The sequence below is a fragment of the Sphingomonas sp. genome, from assembly GCF_036402235.1.
In the GTDB taxonomy this organism is placed as follows: Bacteria; Pseudomonadota; Alphaproteobacteria; order Sphingomonadales; family Sphingomonadaceae; genus Sphingomonas.
In genome coordinates, this window is sequence record NZ_DASWTG010000086.1 from 33029 (window position 1) to 47872 (window position 14844).

Sequence of the window (14844 nt, forward strand, 5' to 3'; positions counted from 1 at the left end):
GGCATTGCGCCGTCCTGCGCTCTCCTTAGGCTAACTAGTCATGAAGCATTTCCTCATCGCCGCCGCGAGCAGCCTCGCCTTCGCCCTTCCCGCCGCCGCCGATCCGGTCCGCGATGCCACCGCGAAGGAGCTGCCGTCGCTGATGGCGCTCTATCGGGAGCTGCACGCCGCGCCCGAGCTCAGCCAGCATGAAGTGAAGACCGCCGCGCGCATGGCGGCCGAGGCGCGCAAGGCGGGCTATGCCGTGACCGAGAAGGTCGGCGGGACGGGCGTGGTCGCGGTGATGAAGAATGGCGAGGGGCCGACGATCCTGATCCGCGCCGACATGGACGGGCTGCCGGTGACCGAGGAGACCGGCCTGCCTTTCGCATCCAAGGTGCGCGGCAAGACCCCGGAAGGCGTGGAGACCGGCATCATGCATGCCTGCGCGCACGACACGCACATGACCGCCTGGGTCGGCACGCTGCGCAACCTGGCGGCGATGAAGGACAAGTGGAAGGGCACGATCGTCATGGTCGCCCAGCCCGCCGAGGAGAACAGCGCGGGCGCGATCGCGATGCTCAATGACGGGCTCTATGCCCGCTTCGGCAAGCCGAGCCACGCCATCGCCTTCCACAACAGCGCCGCGCTGCCCGCGGGCACGATCGGCATCCGCTCCGGCCCGACCTTCGCCAGCGTCGATTCGGTCGACATCGCGGTCAAGGGCGTGGGCGGGCATGGCGCCTATCCCGCGACGACCAAGGACCCGATCGTGCTCGGCGCGCGGATCGTCTCGGCGCTGCAGACGCTGGTCAGCCGCGAGATCGACCCGCTCGAGTCCGCGGTGGTGACCGTCGGCAGCTTCCAGGGCGGTACGCGGCACAACATCATCCCCGAGCAGGCGCTGCTGCTGCTCACCGTGCGCGCCTACACGCCCGAGGTGCGCAAGCAGCTGCTCGACGGCATCGCGCGCATCGCCAGGGGCGAGGCGATCGCCGCGGGGCTTCCCGATGCGCAGATGCCGGTGGTGACGATCCGCGAGAATTTCACCCCGCCGACGGTGAGCACCGATCCGTTCGCGGGGGAACTCAAGACGCTGTTCACCGCACGCTTCGGCAAGGATCGGGTGACCGACATCGCGCCGACCATGGCGGGCGAGGATTTCGGCCGCTACCATATCGCCGATCCGTCCATCCAGAGCGTGATCTACTGGGTCGGCGGGGTGCCGCAGGACAAATGGGATGCGGCGAAGGCGTCGGGGGGCAAGGGATTGCCCTCGCTGCACAGCTCGAAATGGGCGCCGGATGCCGAGAAGGTGATCGGCACCGCGGCGGAAGCGATGACCGCCGCGGCACTCGACCTGCTCAAGCCCTGAAGGCTACTCGCTTTCCGCCTTCTGGCGGCGTTCCTCGGCGAGCTTGCGCTCCTTTTCCTCGTCATAGCCCGAGGAAGGCGGGGGCTGGTGCGAATGGACCGGCTGAGTCGTCGCGGGCGGATCGGAAGCATCCATCGATTCGTCAAGCGCACGATCAAGCCGCGCCTGCTTGCTCTCCGGATTCTTCTCGAGCCGTTCCTCGATCGAAGCATCGGTGCCTGCGTCGCCGGGCTTCACGGCGCTCTTGTCCTCGTCCTTCTGTGCGTCGTCGTGCATGTTCCAACTCCGGGTCTATCGAGTTGAAAACGCGCGCGTCGAACCCGTGTTCCTTTGCGCATCCGCAACGAAAAAGGCCCGGCCATCACTGGCCGGGCCTTCCCGTTTCCGTCGTTCCGCAACGATCAGTCGCGCGAGCTGCCCATGATGCTGAGCAGGAGCTGGAACATGTTGATGAAGTCGAGATAGAGCGACAGCGCGCTCATGATCACGACCTTGCCCACCATGTCGGTGCCCGCGACATAGGCGTACATGCTCTTGATACGCTGCGTGTCATAGGCGGTGAGGCCGGCGAAGATCAGCACGCCCGCAAAGCTGATGATCAGCGACAGCGTGCTCGACTGGGTGAAGATGTTGATGATGCTCGCCACGATCAGGCCGATCAGGCCGACGATCAGGAAGCTGCCCATGCCCGACAGGTCGCGCTTCGTGGTATAGCCGTAGAGGCTGAGGCCAGCGAAGCCTGCCGCCGTCGCGAAGAACGCCTGCGCGACCGAGGCGCCGGTATAGCGCAGCAGCAGCGTCGAGAGCGACAGGCCCATCAGGACCGCGAAACCCCAGAACAGCGCCTGCAGCGTGCCGGTGGACATCTTGTTCTGGCCGAAGCTCATCGCGAACACGATGGCGAGCGGCGACAGGATGATCAGCCAGGCGAGCGGTCCGCCATTGGCGAACACCGAATAGGCCATCGAGCTTTCGCCGCCCCAGGCGAAGAGCAGGGCGACGACGCCGCTGAGCAGCACGCCCGACGCCATGTAGTTGTAGACCGAAAGCATGTAGGACCGCAGCCCCGCATCGTACGCGGCATCGCGCGTACCTGCGGCCGTCGCGTACGGCGCGGCGGTCGTCTGGGGGTCAGACCAATTAGCCATCTCAAACTCCTTTGCCCGGTGCATCTCACCGGATATGACCGAATATCATGGTTTGGCGCCCCGTTTTCAAGGAAAACCGGCATCGCGCCGCGGGACGTAAAGGGTTAAGGTTGTCGTCATGCATCGCCTGTTCGTCGCGCTGCGCCCGCCGCGGGCGATCCGCGAGCGCCTGCTCGGCCTGATGGGTGGCGTGCCGGGCGCGCGCTGGCAGGACGACGAGCAACTCCATTTGACGCTGCGCTTCATCGGCGAGGTGGGGACGCATGCGGCGGAAGATGTCGCGGCGGCGCTGCAATCCGTCCGCTATGCCCCGATCGAGCTGCGGCTGGCCGGTTGCGGGCTATTCGACGACAGGCGGGGCAAGCCCAATGCGGTCTGGGCCGGCGTAGCGCCGCGCGAGCCGCTCGCCGCGCTCCACCGCAAGGTAGATTCCGCGGTCGTGCGCGCCGGGCTCGAGCCGGAGCGACGCGCCTATCTCCCGCACATCACGCTGGCGCGCATGTCGGCATCGGCAGGACCGGTCGATCGCTGGCTCGCCGAGCATGCAGCGCTCGCCAGCGAACCCTTCACGATCGACGCGACGATCCTCTACGAGAGCCGCCTCGGCCATGGCGGCGCACGCTACGAGCCGGTCGCGCGCTACCCGCTGACCGGCCCATAGCGCATCAATTCAGCCCGCCGCGAACACGCCGCAGGCGACGCGATCGCCACTGTTGCCCGACGGGTCGGTCTTCTGGTCGTCCGGCCCGGCATGCACCACGAACGCCGAGCCGTCGGCATCTAGCAACTGCGCCAGCGTGCCCGACTTGAGCACGAAGGTCAGCGTGCCGGTGCCGTCGTCGGCAACGGTGAGGTTGGGCATGTCGCCGGCATGCGCGCCATCGGGATTCTCGAGGCCGTGCTTGGCGTTGCCGGGATTCCAGTGAGGACCGGCGCTGGTGAAGGCCGGACCTTCGCACTTGCCGGTCATGTGGACGTGAACGCCATGCTGTCCGGGCGTGATCCCGGTGACCGAGACCGAGACGCTGAGCCCCTCGGGCGTCACGCTCGCGATCGCGCTGCCTGCCGCGGTCCCATCTGCCTTCTGCAGCGTCGCGGTAGCGGTGTCGGCGGCCTCTGAGCCGTTCTCGATCGGAAGCGCCTCATTCTCGACCGGCAGCGCGGTATTGCCGGGCTCGCCGGTGTTCGCGGGCGGGGTGGTCACGCCGCCACATGCGGTGGTCGCAAGCGCCAGCGCGGCAAGCGCGCAGCCATATCGAATCATTCAAGGCCTCCTGTTTCAAACCGAACAAACGCAATGGCCAAGATGCCGCGAAGGTTCCCTGACCCATGATCCTCACGCCCGGGGATGAGCGTTGCGATAGACGTCGAGCAAATGCGCCGCATCGACCGCGGTGTAGATCTGCGTCGAACTGAGACTCGCATGACCGAGCAGCTCCTGCAAGGCGCGAAGATCGGCACCGCGGCCGAGAAGATGGGTCGCGAAGCTGTGACGCAACGCGTGCGGCGTGGTGCGCGGCGGCAGCCCCAGCCTTGCCCGCGCCGCGCGCACCGACCGGCGGATGATCGCGGGCGAGAGCGGCCCGCCCCGCGCGCCGCGGAACAGCGCTTCGCCCGGCGCGGTGCCATAGGGAGACCGGCGGACATAGTCCTCGATCGCGTCCCGCACCTGCGGAAGCAGCGGCACGATGCGGGTCTTGCCGCGCTTGCCGGTCACGCGCATCGTCTCTCCCAGCGGCAGCACGGCCCCGGTCAGCCCCATCGCTTCGCCGATGCGCAGCCCGGCGCCGTAGAGGAGCAGCAGCACGGCCAGATCGCGCGCGGCGATCCATGGCTCGCGTGCGTCGTCCGCGACCTCTTCGGCCAGCGCCACCGCCTCGTCGGGGGCGATCGGGCGCGGGATGCCCTTTTTGACGCGCGGGCCGCGCAGCCGCGGTAGGTCTGCTGCCCCCTCTGCGCCGGCCGCGAATTTGAGGAAGGCGCGGACCGCGGAAAGCTCGCGCGCCGCGGAAGCGTTGGAAAGGCCGTCACTGCGCCGGTGGGCGAGATAGGCGCGCAAATCCGCGGCGGTCACCCGCCCGAGCGCCGCCCGCGTCACCGACTCGCCCCAATGCGCGGCCAGAAACGCGACCAGCCGCACCGCGGTCGCCTCATAAGCGCGCACGGTATGCGCCGAGCGCCGCCGATCCCGCGCGAGATGCGCGGCGAACAGCAAGGGCAGCGGGCGCTCGTCCATCGCGCGACCCTATCGCGGGGGATTTGCCCAGTCACCTTTATCATCGGTCACTTCTCTATCGGTCACGGTTCAATCGCGCCGCGTTCCGCCCTATGCACTCCGGATGCAGACCATCGACCGCAACGGCAACGCCCTCGCTTACGCCTACGTGCCGGGCAGCGGGCCGACGATCGTTTTCCTGCCCGGCTATGCCTCCGACATGAGCGGGAGCAAGGCGGTGGCGATCGACGCCTGGGCGCGCGGGACGGGGCGCGCCTGCCTGCGCTTCGACTATGCCGGCTGCGGGGCGAGCGGCGGCGCGTTCGAGGCGCAGACGCTGGCGAGCTGGCGCGACGATGCGCTGGCGGTGATCGACAGGGTCACGTCCGGCCCGGTGGTGCTGGTGGGATCGTCGATGGGCGGCTGGATCATGCTGCTCGTCGCGCTGGCACGGCCCGAGCTGGTGGCGGGACTCATCGGCATCGCCGCCGCACCCGACTTCACCGGCTGGGGCTTCACGCCCGGGCAGAAGGCGATCCTGCAGAAGGAGGGCCGGCTCGAGCAATTCTCGATCTACGCGCCCGAGCCGACCGTCACGACGCGCGGCTTCTGGGAATCGGGCGAGGCCAACCGGCTGATGGACGGGCCGATCGACCTCGCCATCCCGGCCCGGCTGATCCACGGCCAGCGCGATCCCGACGTGCCGTGGGAGCACAGCCTCAAGCTCGCCGGCCTGTTGCGTTCAGACGATGTGCAGACTGTGCTGGTCAAGGACGGCGATCACCGCCTGTCGCGCCCGCAGGATATCGCCCTGATCCTGCGCGTGCTTGAAGAGCTGCTGGGCACGGATCCCGCGACCCCCTCATGATGCTGTTCCTGCTTGCCCAGATCGCCGTGCCGCCGGCACCCGTCACCGGCCCGCCCGCGCCGGTGGAGCAGCGCTGGGAGAATTGCGTCGAGCTGGCGGTCGGCGACCCGGCAAGCGGGATCGCCGAAGCGGAGCGCTGGAAGCTCGCCAATGGCGGGTTCCTCGCCCAGCAATGCCTCGGCATGGCCTATGCCGCGCAGCGCCGCTGGATCAGCGCGGCCGGCGCCTTCCAGAATGCCGCGCACGAGGCCGAGGTGGCGCGCGACATCCGCGCATCGAAATATTGGGCGCAAGCCGGCAATGCCTGGCTCGCCGCGGCCGATCCGGCCAAGGCGCGCGCCGCGCTCGACGCCGCGCTCGCGACCGGGAACCTGACCGGGCTCGAGCTGGGCGAGGCGCATCTCGACCGCGCGCGCGTGCTGGTCGCGTCGGGCGATCTAGGCGGCGCGCGCGCCGATCTCGATCAGGCGGTGCTCAAGGCGCCGGGCGACCCGATGGCCTGGCTGCTCTCGGCAACGCTCGCACGGCGCACCGGCGACCTCCCGCTCGCCCAGCGGCACATCAAGGAAGCCGTCACGCGGGCAGCCGACGACGCCTCCGTCCAGCTTGAGGCGGGTAACATCGCTGCGATGTCGCGCGACGAGGCTGGCGCCAGAGCCGCATGGGAGAAGGCCGCCCAGCTTGCCCCCGGCACCCCACAGGCCGACGCCGCGCGCGCCGCGCTCAAACAATTCGATACGCCGCAATAGACTCTCGCGGCCCGCATCCTATCTGGGGACCGAAACGAAAGAGGGTCCCATGAAATATCTCCACACGATGATCCGCGTCACGGATCCCGATGCCACGATCCGCTTCTTCGAGCTGATGGGCTTGAAAGAGGTGCGGCGGATGGAAAGCGAGCAGGGCCGCTTCACGCTGATCTTCCTCGCCGCGCCCGAGGACATCGAGGCGAATGGCGAGCGCGCGCGTGCCGAAGTCGAGCTTACCTACAACTGGCCGCCCGAGGACGGCAGCGCGCCGGAGCAATATTCCGGCGGCCGCAATTTCGGGCACCTCGCCTATCGCGTCGACGATATCTATGCGACCTGCCAGCGGCTGATGGACGCGGGCGTGACGATCAACCGCCCGCCGCGCGACGGCCATATGGCGTTCGTGCGCACGCCCGACGGCATCTCGGTCGAGCTGCTGCAGGACGGCCATCTCGCGCCTGCCGAGCCCTGGGCGTCGATGCCCAATACCGGCAGCTGGTGAGCTGACATGGCCGGAGGGATCATGGCGGGTTGGCCCGTCCAGGAATTCCTCCGGCTGACCGGGGCGCGGGTGCCGATTATCCAGGCCCCGATGGCAGGCGCGGGCGGGGTCGCGCTCGCGACCGCAGCGATCCGCGGCGGCGCGGTGGGATCGCTGCCCTGCGCGATGCTGACGCCCGATCAAGTGCGGGCGCAGGTCGCCGAGGTGCGGGCGCAGGCGGAGGGGCCACTCAACCTCAATTTCTTCTGTCACGCGCTCGGCGAGCCGCCGGACGACAGCGAGTGGCGCGCAGTGCTGGCCCCCTTCTACGCGAAGGAAGGCGTCGGGCCGCCTGAGACGCCGCCACCCCTGCGCGCGCCGTTCGACGAGGCGATGTGCGCGGTGGTCGAGGAAGTGCGCCCCGAACTCGTGAGCTTCCATTTCGGCCTGCCGGAAACCCGCCTCGTGGACCGAGTGCGCCGCGCCGGAGCGCTGATCATCGGCAATGCGACCACAAGGGCCGAGGCCAGCTTCCTGACGGATCACGTCGACCTGATCATCGCGCAAGGCTTCGAGGCTGGCGGCCACGCCGGCTATTTTCTCGACGGCTACCGGCCCGAGGGGACGTTGGCCTTGGTGCCCAAGGTCGCGCTCGATGCCGATATTCCGCTTGTTCCCACGATTGCCGCGGGTGGGATCGCCGATGCTGAGGGCATTGCGGCAGTGCTGATCGCGGGTGCAGGCGCGGCCCAGCTCGGCACCGCCTATCTGCATACGCCCGAGGCGACGATCTCGGCTGCGCACCGCGCGGCACTGGGGGAAGAGACGGTGGTCACCAACCTCTTCTCCGGCGGTCTCGCTCGCGGGATGCGGAACGCGCTGATCGACGCGATCGGCCCGGTCCATCCGAGCGCACCCCGCTTTCCCTATGCCTCCGCCGTCCTCGCCGACCTTCGACGAGTTGCCGAGGCGGACGGGCGTGGCGACTATTCGCCGCTATGGGCCGGGCAAGCCGCAGCGCTCGGGAAACCGCTCGCCGGCGATCCGCTGGAGAGCGCACAGGCGCTCACTGAGCGGCTGGCGCGTGAGGTGGTCGAATTGCTAGGAGAGCTGCCGTGATCGAGGTCGTCCGCATCTCCGCGCTCAGCGACAACTATATCTGGCTCGTCCATGACGATGCCTCGGGCGAGACGATCGTCGTCGATCCGGCGCAGGCCGAGCCGGTGCTCGCCGCGGCGGAAGCGCGCGGGTGGACGATCGACGCGATCTGGAACACCCACTGGCATCCCGATCACACGGGCGGCAATGCGGCGATCAAGGAAGCGACCGGCTGCACCGTGATCGCCCCCGCCGCGGAGGCTGCGAAGATCCCGACCGCCGACCGGCTCGTCGCCGAGGGTGATGTCGTCAAGCTGGGCGCGCACGCAGCGCAGGTGCTGGAAGTGCCCGCGCATACGGCCGGTCACATCGCCTATCACCTCGCCGACGATGAGATCGTCTTTGTCGGCGACACGCTGTTCGCGATGGGCTGCGGCCGGCTGTTCGAGGGCACGGCGGCGCAGATGTTCGCGAACATGCAGCGGCTGGCCGCGCTGCCCGGCGACACGACCGTCTATTGCGCGCACGAATATACTCAGTCGAACGGCCGCTATGCGCTGGTCGCCGAGCCGGACAATCAGGCGCTGGCGGAGCGGATGGCCGAGGTGGATGCGATGCGTGCGCAGGGGCTGGCCACGGTGCCGACCACGATCGCGCTCGAGCGCGCGACCAACCCCTTCATGCGCGCGCGCAGCGTCGCCGAGCTGGCCGAGCGCCGCGCCGCCAAGGACAGCTTCAAGGCCTAGCGGCGTTCCTGCCAGGTGACGACGCGCCACAGATAATAGGCCAGCGCCGCCACCGTGAAGCCGATCGCGACGGGGCCGACATAGTCCTGCAACCGCTCGAACTGCGACCCCAGCAGCAGCCCGGCATAGGCCAGCACCGCGTTCCAGATCGCGCTGCCGGCAAAGGTCGCGATCAGGAAGCGCGGCAGCCCCATCTTCGCCATCCCCGCGGGCAGCGAGATCATCGTGCGGAAGGTCGGCATGAAGCGGAACACGAACACCACCCACAGGCCGTGCCTGCGGAAGAAGCGGTTGAGCCCCTGGACATCCTGCCAGCGCAGCGTCAGCCAACGGCCATAGCGATCGACGAAGGGCTTCAGACGCGCGACCCCGATCCAGCGTCCCACACCGTACCAGAACATGTTGCCCAGCGTGGTGCCCAGCGTGCCCCAGATCAGCAGCGGGGTCATCGCCATGTCGCCGCGCGCCACCGCCATGCCGCCGAACCCCATGATCACCTCGGACGGGATCGGCGGGCACACATTCTCGAGCGTCATCAGGATGAAGATCCCGACATAGCCGCCCCAGGCGATCAGGTTGAGGATGAATTCGGTCACTGACTGGAATGAACCCGCGAACCGCCCAAAGGATCAGCCGCGTTCAGCCACGCGCCGCTCGATCGCGTCCCAGATCATGCCCGCTGTATCGGTGCCGTTGAACGTGTCGATCGCGACGATTCCGGTGGGCGAGGTCACATTGATCTCGGTCAGCCACTCGCCGCCGATCACGTCGATGCCGACGAAGATCAGCCCGCGCGCCTTGAGCTCCGGGCCGAGCGCGGCGCAGATCTCCTGCTCCTTCGGCGTCAGCTCGGTCTTTGCCGCCTTGCCGCCGACCGCGAGGTTGGAGCGGATCTCGCCCTCGCCCGGCACGCGGTTGACAGCGCCCGCGACCTCGCCGTCGACCAGCACGATGCGCTTGTCGCCCTTTGCCACGTCGGGGAGGAAGGCCTGGATCATGTGCGGCTCGCGATAGGCGGTGTTGAACACCTCGATCAGCGAGGACAGGTTGGCGCCGTCCGCGTCGATCTTGAAGATCGCCTTGCCGCCGTTGCCGTGCAGCGGCTTGACCACGATCGCGCCGTGCTTCGCCAGGAACGCCTTCGCCTCGTCGAGGCTGCGGGTGACCAAGGTCGGCGGCATGAAGCGCGCGAAATCGAGCACCCACACCTTCTCCGGCGCGTTGCGCACGCTGGCGGGATCGTTGACCACGAGGGTCCGGTCGGCGATCCGCTCGAGCAGGTGGGTGGCGGTGATGTAGCCGAGATCGAAGGGCGGGTCCTGGCGCATCAGGACGACATCGGCCTCCTCGCCGAGATCGAGCTTCACCGGGTCACCGAAGCTGAAATGATTGCCCGCGACGCGCTGCACGCTCACCGGATGCGCGGTGGTCCAGACCCGGCCGTCGGCATAGTTGAGCGCCTCGGGCGCATAGTGGAACAGCCGGTGCCCGCGCGCCTGGCCCGAGAGCATCAGCGCGAACGTCGAATCACCCGCGATGTTGATCGCATCGAGCGGGTCCATCTGGACGGCGACGGTGAGGGGCTTGGTCACGTATCCTGAACTCCGTTCGCCCTGAGCTTGTCGAAGGGCTGTTCTGTCTGGGGTGGGGTAAAGGGAAGGACGGCGCTTCGACAAGCTCAGCGCGAACGGAACATGGGGGTGCCCCCATCAAATGTCACCCGATCCAGGCATTCTCGATGTAGCGAGGGCGCACGCCGGGGGCGAGCAGCAAGACATCGACGCGGATATCCTCGCCGTTCGCGGCGTAGCGCGGCATGAGATACTCGGCCGCCGCCGCGACGCGGGCGAGGCGGCGCTCGTCGATCGCGAAGTCCAGCTCGGCCTCGGTCGCGCGGGCCTTGACCTCGACGAAGGCGACGAGCTTGCCGCGCCTCGCCACCAGATCGACCTCGCCCGCCGGCGTGCGCACGCGACGGTCGAGGATGCGCCAGCCGCGCAGCCGCAGATACCAGGCCGCGCGCGTCTCGCCGTCGCGCCCGGATTTTTCCGCGAGGCGGCGGTCGCGCGCCACCTAATCCTCCCCCGCCAGGGGGAGGTGGCAGCCGAAGGCTGACGGAGGGGGAGGATTCCAGAACGCTGCCGGCCTGTTTCCTCCCCCTCCGTCGCGCTGCGCGCGCCACCTCCCCCTGGCGGGGGAGGATTGAAGATCGGAATGCTGAGCCGCTCTAACCACCCTTCATCTCCATCGCCCGCGCGTAGAGCGCCTTGCGGTCGAGGCCGAAGCGCTTCGCCACCTCACCCGCGGCCTTGGACACGGGCAAACGGGTCAGCGCCTCGGCGAGGGCGGCGTCGGCATCCTCGGCGCTGGCGGGCGGGGCCTCGCCGGGCGGGGCGACGACCACGACGATCTCGCCCTTGGGCGGGGCGTCGGCATAGCGCGCGGCGAGTTCGGCGAGGGTGCCGGTGACGCATTCCTCGAACTTCTTGGTGATCTCGCGCGCGACCGCCGCCTCGCGATCGCCCAGTCCCTCAGCCAGCGCCGACAGTGCGGCCGAGATGCGCGGGCCCGATTCGTAGAAGACCAGGGTGGCGCGGACCGCGGCGACCTCGGCGATCGTCTCGGCGCGGGCCTGTTGCCTCGAGGGCAGGAAGCCCATGAACAGGAAGCGGTCGGTGGGGAGGCCCGCCAAGGTCAGCGCGGCGATGCCCGCGCAGGGGCCGGGGATGGTGGTCACCGCATGCCCCGCCGCGCGGGCGTCGCGCACCAGCTTGAAGCCGGGATCGGAGATCAGCGGGGTGCCCGCGTCGGACACCAAAGCCACCGCTTCGCTCGCCATCCGCGCCACGAGGCCAGGTCGCACCGCCTCGGCATTGTGATCGTGGTAGGGGGTCATCGGCCGCCTGGCGCCGAGGTGGCGGAACAGCCCAGCCGTCACGCGCGAGTCTTCGACTGCAACAATATCGGCGTTCAGGAGTATATGGGCCGCGCGCGGGGAAAGGTCGCCGAGATTGCCGATCGGCGTCGCGACGATGTAGAGGCCGGGGGCAAGAACGAGTGTCATTGGGGAGCGTCATGGCAGAGGCAGCAGTGAAACCGCAACGGGGCATCGCCTTGCTGCTCCGGGGTCTCGTGATCGCGGGGGCGCTGGCGGTCTCCGCCTGCGTGCGCCCGTCCGGCCCGCCGCCCGCCCCGACTCGCCCCGAGCCCGCCCCCGTCCGCCCCGCGCCCGGCCCGGTCCGCCCCGGCCTGCCCGAGGAGGATGGCGCGCGCCATCGCGTCGCGCTGCTGGTGCCGCTGTCGGGCGGCAATGCCGGGGTCGGCCGCAGCCTCGCCAACGCCACCCAGCTCGCCATCCTCGACCTCAAGGCCGAGGATGTCCGCATCACCACCTATGACACCGCGACCGGCGCCGCCGCCGCGGCGCAGCGCGCGCTGGCCGACGGCAACAAGCTGATCCTCGGCCCGCTGCTCGCCGAGGATGCGCGCGCCGTTGCGCCGATCGCGCGCGGCGCCGGGGTGCCGGTGCTGAGCTTCTCCAACGACACCAGCGTGGCGGGCAACGGCACCTATCTGATGGGCTATGCCCCCGCCCAGTCGATCGAGCGCGTGGTCGATCACGCCCGGCGCAGCGGCGTGACCGAGTTCGCCGGCCTGATGCCGACCGGCCTCTATGGCGAGCGCGCCTCGACCGCCTTCCTCCGCGCGGTCGAGGGTGCGGGCGGCAAGGTCACCGCGCTCGAGACCTATAACCGCGGCGCGGTGAACCAAGCCGTGGCGCGGCTCGCGCGGTCGCCGTTCCAGGCGGTGCTGATCGCCGACGGCGCGACCGGCGCGGTCGCCGCGGTCCCCGGCATCCGCCGCGCCAGCCCCGGCGCGCGCATCATGGGCACCGAGCTGTGGAACAGCGATTCGGGAATCGGCGGGGTCACCGCGCTCAACGGCGCGTGGTTCGCCAGCGTGTCGGACACCTATTACCGCACCTATGCCGCCAAATACCGGGCGCGGTTCGGCGCGGCGCCCTATCGCCTCTCGACGCTGGGCTATGACGCCGTGCTGCTGACCGCGCGAATCGCGCGCGACTGGCGGCCGGGCACGGCCTTTCCCACCGCACGGCTGAGCGACCGCGACGGCTTCGCGGGCCTCGACGGCGCGTTCCGCTTCGGCCGCGACGGCATCGCCGAGCGCGCGCTGGAGGTGCAGGAGATCCGGGGCGGCACCACCGTCACCGTTTCCCCCGCACCGCAGGGATTTGGCGGGCGGTAGGAGAAGTTTGACGCGCGCGTTGTTGCGCGTGTCAACTTGTTCCACCTTGCCTGTTTGTCAAAGAGCCGGGCCACGACCCGATCCATTGATGCCAGCAAATGAAATCCAACATTGCAAGAGCGCGTGAATTCATGTGCCCTTGCAATGACTTGGGAGATATGGGCTAGCCGCGGACGATCTCTCGGAGCAGGGCTTCGAGGACCGGCATGCCGGCGTCGGTGACAGCGAGGCGATTGCCGGAGCGGAACAAGTAGCGGTCGAAGTTCGGACTCGTGACTTTCGCCATGTCCACCATTCCCCCCGGAATGTCCGAAAGGTCGATCCCTTCCGTCAAGCGCAGGCCCATGACGAGCCGCTCCGTCGCCACCTCCTTGTCCGAAAGCGGCGTCTCCTCCTGAAGCCCGCTGCCGTTGCGCTCCACCGCGGCGATCCAGTTCTCGGGCTTCTTGTGGCGCAAGGTCGCGAGACCGCCGCGGCGGCCATGCGCGCCGGGGCCGACCCCGGCATAGTCGGTGTAGCGCCAGTAAGCGAGGTTGTGGCGGCTCTCCGCGCCCGGGCGGGCATGGTTCGACACCTCGTAGCGCGGCAGGCCGGCGGCCTGGGTGAGCGCCTGCGTCACGTCCCACAGATCGGCGGCGGCATCCTCGTCGGGGATGGTCAGCTCGCCCTTCGCCGCGAGCGTGGCGAAGCGCGTGCCCGGCTCGATCGTGAGCTGGTAGAGCGAGAGATGCTCGGTGCCGAACGACAGCGCGCGGGTCAGCTCTGCTTCCCACGCCGCGACGCTCTGGCCCGGGCGGGCATAGATCAGGTCGAAGCTGACCCGGCGGAACGCGCGCTGGGCGGTGGCGAGCGCGGCGAGCCCTTCATCGACGCCATGGGCGCGGCCGAGGAAGCGCAGCGCCGTATCGTCGAGCGCCTGGAGCCCGAGCGAGACGCGGTTGACCCCGGCGGCGGCGAGATCGGCGAAGCGCGCCGCCTCGACCGAGGAGGGGTTTGCCTCCAGCGTGACCTCGAGATCGCCGGCGGGCGCCCACGCCGCCGTCGCCGCATCGATCACCGCGGCGACGGTCTGGGGCGGCATCAGCGAGGGGGTGCCGCCGCCGAAGAAGATCGACCCCAGCCGCCGCCCGGGCAGCAGCGCGGCCTCATGCGCGAGGTCGGCGAGCAGCGCCTTGCGCCACGCATCCTGGTCCACCACGTCGCGGACATGGCTGTTGAAATCGCAATAGGGGCATTTGGAGACGCAGAAGGGCCAGTGGACGTAAAGGGCCAAAGGCGGCTGCGGTCGGGAAGCGTTCATTTGCGGCGCGCTATGCGCCCGAACGGAGGTTTGCGAAAGATGCTGCTGCCGTTGCTGCTGCTCACGGGATGCTCGGCGCCGCAGGAGGCGCCCGAGCGCGTGGTCGAACCGCGCCGGTTCGAGGACAATGCGCCGCGCGGCGGCGAGCGGCTGCGTGAGACGATGCTGGACATGCACAATGAAGCGCGCGCGAACGTGCGGATGCCGCCGCTGAGCTGGGATCCGGCGCTGGCAGAGGATGCGGAGCGCTATGCGAAGGAGCTCGCCCGCCGCGGCGTGTTCAAGCATTCAAAGCAGCCGCGCGGCCCGGCGGCGCAGGGCGAGAATCTGTGGACGGGCACGCGCGGCGCCTATCGCTACGAGGAGATGGCGCAGCACTGGATCGACGAGCGGCGCGACTTCGTGAACGGGCCGGTGCCGAACGTGAGCCGGACGGGGAAGTTCGGCGACGCCGGCCACTACAGCCAGATCATCTGGTCGACGACGGCGCGCGTCGGCTGCGCGCTCGCGAGCAACCGGCGCGACGATTATCTGGTGTGCCGCTATTCCCCCGCGGGCAATGTGTGGGGACAGCGGGCGCTGCCTTAGGGCGGATCGACATTTAGCGATTCCTCCCCTT

The 14844-nt window shown here is 69.2% G+C and carries 18 protein-coding genes; 9 read left to right on the forward strand and 9 right to left on the reverse strand.

Annotated features, from left to right (window positions below):
- Positions 1-40: 40 nt before the first annotated feature.
- Positions 41-1354 (forward strand): amidohydrolase, encoded by a 1314-nt coding sequence (locus VGD28_RS17255; protein ID WP_331029589.1) that lies wholly within the window; start codon positions 41-43, stop codon positions 1352-1354.
- A 3-nt stretch (positions 1355-1357) separates the two neighbouring features.
- Here VGD28_RS17255 and VGD28_RS17260 read toward each other — a convergent pair whose 3' ends face one another.
- The gene (locus VGD28_RS17260; RefSeq protein ID WP_331029590.1) at positions 1358-1630 is read right to left on the reverse strand and encodes a hypothetical protein; all 273 of its coding nucleotides are present in this window, start codon (positions 1628-1630) and stop codon (positions 1358-1360) included.
- Positions 1631-1755: 125 nt separating this feature from the next.
- Positions 1756-2502 (reverse strand): Bax inhibitor-1/YccA family protein, encoded by a 747-nt coding sequence (locus VGD28_RS17265; protein WP_331029591.1) that lies wholly within the window; start codon positions 2500-2502, stop codon positions 1756-1758.
- 118 nt (positions 2503-2620) lie between these two features.
- On the opposite strand from VGD28_RS17265, the gene thpR reads away from it, so the two are divergent.
- On the forward strand, positions 2621-3163 hold the full coding sequence (thpR, locus tag VGD28_RS17270; RefSeq protein ID WP_331029592.1) for an RNA 2',3'-cyclic phosphodiesterase: 543 nt from the start codon (positions 2621-2623) through the stop codon (positions 3161-3163).
- A 9-nt stretch (positions 3164-3172) separates the two neighbouring features.
- Here thpR and VGD28_RS17275 read toward each other — a convergent pair whose 3' ends face one another.
- Both VGD28_RS17275 and VGD28_RS17280 read right to left on the reverse strand, forming a co-directional pair.
- Entirely contained in the window at positions 3173-3766 is a 594-nt protein-coding gene (locus tag VGD28_RS17275; protein ID WP_331029593.1) for a superoxide dismutase family protein, read from the reverse strand.
- A gap of 72 nt (positions 3767-3838) precedes the next feature.
- Complete coding sequence (locus VGD28_RS17280; protein WP_331029594.1) at positions 3839-4738, reverse strand: tyrosine recombinase XerC; 900 nt, start codon at positions 4736-4738, stop codon at positions 3839-3841.
- Between the two features lie 103 nt (positions 4739-4841).
- Between VGD28_RS17280 and VGD28_RS17285 the strand changes: the two genes are divergently transcribed.
- Genes VGD28_RS17285 through gloB form a run of 5 tightly spaced genes read left to right on the forward strand, consistent with a single transcriptional unit; the run spans position 4842 to position 8659 of the window.
- Positions 4842-5585: an alpha/beta hydrolase gene (locus tag VGD28_RS17285; protein WP_331029595.1), complete on the forward strand. Its 744-nt coding sequence runs from the start codon at positions 4842-4844 to the stop codon at positions 5583-5585.
- Complete coding sequence (locus VGD28_RS17290) at positions 5582-6334, forward strand: tetratricopeptide repeat protein (protein WP_331029596.1); 753 nt, start codon at positions 5582-5584, stop codon at positions 6332-6334. The genes VGD28_RS17285 and VGD28_RS17290 overlap by 4 nt, the downstream gene beginning before the upstream one ends.
- Before the next feature lie 49 nt (positions 6335-6383).
- Positions 6384-6836, forward strand: a complete 453-nt coding sequence (locus VGD28_RS17295; protein ID WP_331029597.1) for a VOC family protein — start codon at positions 6384-6386, stop codon at positions 6834-6836.
- Between the two features lie 21 nt (positions 6837-6857).
- Positions 6858-7934 (forward strand): nitronate monooxygenase family protein, encoded by a 1077-nt coding sequence (locus VGD28_RS17300; protein ID WP_331029598.1) that lies wholly within the window; start codon positions 6858-6860, stop codon positions 7932-7934.
- Positions 7931-8659, forward strand: coding sequence for a hydroxyacylglutathione hydrolase (gene gloB, locus VGD28_RS17305; protein ID WP_331029599.1), 729 nt, complete (start codon positions 7931-7933; stop codon positions 8657-8659). The genes VGD28_RS17300 and gloB overlap by 4 nt, the downstream gene beginning before the upstream one ends.
- Here the strand turns inward: gloB and VGD28_RS17310 are convergent.
- The 4 genes from VGD28_RS17310 to rsmI form a co-directional block, all read right to left on the reverse strand.
- Positions 8656-9255 (reverse strand): DedA family protein, encoded by a 600-nt coding sequence (locus VGD28_RS17310; protein ID WP_331029600.1) that lies wholly within the window; start codon positions 9253-9255, stop codon positions 8656-8658. The two genes, gloB and VGD28_RS17310, sit on opposite strands and share 4 nt — an antisense overlap.
- Positions 9256-9288: 33 nt before the next feature.
- Positions 9289-10251 (reverse strand): glutathione synthase, encoded by a 963-nt coding sequence (gene gshB, locus VGD28_RS17315; RefSeq protein ID WP_331029601.1) that lies wholly within the window; start codon positions 10249-10251, stop codon positions 9289-9291.
- Between the two features lie 124 nt (positions 10252-10375).
- Positions 10376-10732, reverse strand: a complete 357-nt coding sequence (locus tag VGD28_RS17320; RefSeq protein ID WP_331029602.1) for a YraN family protein — start codon at positions 10730-10732, stop codon at positions 10376-10378.
- Between the two features lie 154 nt (positions 10733-10886).
- Entirely contained in the window at positions 10887-11723 is an 837-nt protein-coding gene (gene rsmI, locus VGD28_RS17325; RefSeq protein ID WP_331029603.1) for a 16S rRNA (cytidine(1402)-2'-O)-methyltransferase, read from the reverse strand.
- A gap of 11 nt (positions 11724-11734) precedes the next feature.
- Between rsmI and VGD28_RS17330 the strand changes: the two genes are divergently transcribed.
- Positions 11735-12925 carry a penicillin-binding protein activator gene (locus VGD28_RS17330; protein WP_331029604.1) on the forward strand — a complete coding sequence of 397 codons (1191 nt, stop codon included), beginning with the start codon at positions 11735-11737 and terminating at the stop codon, positions 12923-12925.
- Positions 12926-13088: 163 nt separating this feature from the next.
- Here the strand turns inward: VGD28_RS17330 and hemW are convergent, their stop codons facing one another.
- Positions 13089-14225 (reverse strand): radical SAM family heme chaperone HemW, encoded by a 1137-nt coding sequence (hemW, locus tag VGD28_RS17335; protein ID WP_331029605.1) that lies wholly within the window; start codon positions 14223-14225, stop codon positions 13089-13091.
- Between the two features lie 39 nt (positions 14226-14264).
- Between hemW and VGD28_RS17340 the strand changes: the two genes are divergently transcribed.
- The gene (locus tag VGD28_RS17340) at positions 14265-14813 is read left to right on the forward strand and encodes a CAP domain-containing protein (RefSeq protein ID WP_331029606.1); all 549 of its coding nucleotides are present in this window, start codon (positions 14265-14267) and stop codon (positions 14811-14813) included.
- Positions 14814-14844: the final 31 nt, after the last annotated feature.